At 71.5% G+C, this 2,180-nt stretch carries 2 protein-coding genes; one reads left to right on the plus strand and one right to left on the minus strand.

Annotated elements, in window-relative coordinates; all coding sequences use genetic code 11:
• On the minus strand, positions 1-1,548 hold a 1,548-nt coding region (locus HO151_RS05775; protein WP_173895020.1), incomplete at its 3' end, for a DEAD/DEAH box helicase.
• Between the two features lie 393 nt (positions 1,549-1,941).
• Between HO151_RS05775 and HO151_RS05780 the strand changes: the two genes are divergently transcribed.
• A partial coding sequence (locus HO151_RS05780; protein WP_173895021.1) for a hypothetical protein occupies positions 1,942-2,180 on the plus strand: 239 nt, incomplete at its 3' end.

Here is a 2,180-nt window from a genome sequence, read left to right on the forward strand (position 1 = left end):
CGCCTCGGCGAGCGCGGTCTCCGGGTCCTCGCCCCGCTCCCGCGCGGACCGCGCGATCAGCCGGTCGGCCTCCTCGCGCAGTTCGGCGGCGCGCCGCTGCGCGCGCTCCAGCTCCTTGGTGAGCTGCGAGACCTCACGCTCGGCCTGCTGCGCCGCGTTGCCCGCGGACTCGGCCTGGACCTCGGTCATCGACCGGGCGCCCGTGATCTCCGCGACCTCCGGGTCGAAGGCGGCGCCGCCCTGGATGATGTGGCGCGAGGCGTCCACGCCCGCGTCCTCCATCTGGCGGAACAGCTGCCGGCGCTGGTGCGGCAGGGAGAGCGACACGACCGTGCCGCTGCGCCCCGCGCGGGCCGTACGGCCGGAGCGGTGCAGGTAGTCCTTGTGGTCACCGGCCGGGTCCACGTTCAGGACCAGGTCGATGCCGTCGACGTGGATGCCGCGGGCGGCGACGTCGGTCGCGACGAGCGCGTTGACGTAGCCCTTCTTGAAGTCCTCGAGCACCCGGGTGCGGGCGCCCTGCGTCATGCCTCCGTGCAGCGCGTCGGCCCTCACGCCGGAGTCGCAGAGCTGCTCGGCGATGCGGTCGGCGCCCAGCTGGGTGCGGACGAAGATGATCGTGCGGCCCTTGCGGGAGGCGATCGCGGCGGTGACCGGCGCCTTGTCCTTGGGCTTCACGATGAGGATGTGGTGCGACATGGTCGTGACGTTGCCCTGGGCGCTGTCGACCTCGTGCGTCACCGGGTTGGTCAGGTAGCGCTTGACCAGCGTGGAGATCTCGTTCTCCATGGTGGCCGAGAACAGCATGCGCTGGCCACCGCCGGGGATCTGGTCGAGCAGCTCGGTGACCTCGGGCAGGAAGCCCAGGTCGGACATCTGGTCGGCCTCGTCGAGCACGGCGACCTGGACGTTCTCCAGCGAGCAGGCGCCGCGGTTGATGATGTCGCGCAGTCGGCCCGGGGTGGCGACGAGGACGTCGACGCCGCGCTCCAGGGCGTAGATCTGGTTGCCCATCGACGTACCGCCGCAGACGACCTTCATCTTCAGGCCGAGGACGTCGCCGTACGGCTGGAGGGCGTCCGCGACCTGCATCGCGAGCTCACGCGTCGGCGTGAGGATGATGCCGCGGGGCTTCTTCTTCTCGGTGTGGCCGCCGGAGAGCTGCGCGAGCAGCGGCAGGCCGAAGGAGAGGGTCTTGCCGGAGCCGGTACGGCCGCGGCCGAGGATGTCCTTGCCGGCCAGGGCGTCCGGGATGGTCGCGGCCTGGATCGGGAAGGGGCTGGTCACACCGTTCTGCGCGAGCTTTCGCACGACGCCCTCGGGGAGACCGAGTGTGCCGAACGTGACCTCGGGGGTCGCGGGGGCCTCGTCGGCGGCGGGGGCCTCGTCGTCGACAGCAGGGATCTCGTCGACGGCGGGGGTGCCGCCGGTGACGGGAGTCCCGTCGGTGGTGCGGACCGCGTCGGTGGCGGGGATCGCCGGGGCCGCGGTCTCGTCGGCCGCCTCGTTCTCGGGCACGACGATGTGATCAGTACTGGAAATGGACATGCGAATGCGAAACCTTCCGGAGTCTCGTCGGCACGCGCCCGTCAACTCCGTGATTTCGCAAACGACCGCCTCAATGCGGTCAGCCACGGTAAGGGGAGAGTACGCGCCACGCGGCGCTCTGTGATGGCGCCGGGCGATTGGGATCAAACGATCTACTACCATACGCACCCTCTGCCGCCTAAGGCAAACCGAATCCGATTGCCCAGGTCAGAGGGGGTGCGCACGCTTTCCTGCAGCCCTGTCCGGAGCCTGCGTCCGGAGCCTGCTCAGGCTTCGAAGCCGGCTCTCGGTGCCGGTTCACGGAGCTCGAAGAGCTGCGGTTCGGGCTCCGGGTGCGCCGAGGACGACGGCTCGGCGGTCGTCGGGTCCGGCGACGGCGCAGGCGTCTCTTTCGTGGGCGTCGGCTCCGGCGCCGGACGGGTCGGCGTGGGAGGCGCCTTCGTCGGCGACGGCACCCGTGGCCTGGGCTTCTTCCCGTCGTCGTCATGGTCCCTGCCGGGCTTCTCCGGGGCGGCCGACCGGCTCGCCCCGCTCCTGCGGGCCGACGGCGACGCCGGTCCCGACGCGGACCTGCTCGGCTTCGCCCTGGCGTGTTTTCCGTCACTCGCCCCCTGCCGGCCGGGGCGGGCACC

It is taken from the genome of Streptomyces sp. 8P21H-1 (assembly GCF_013302945.1).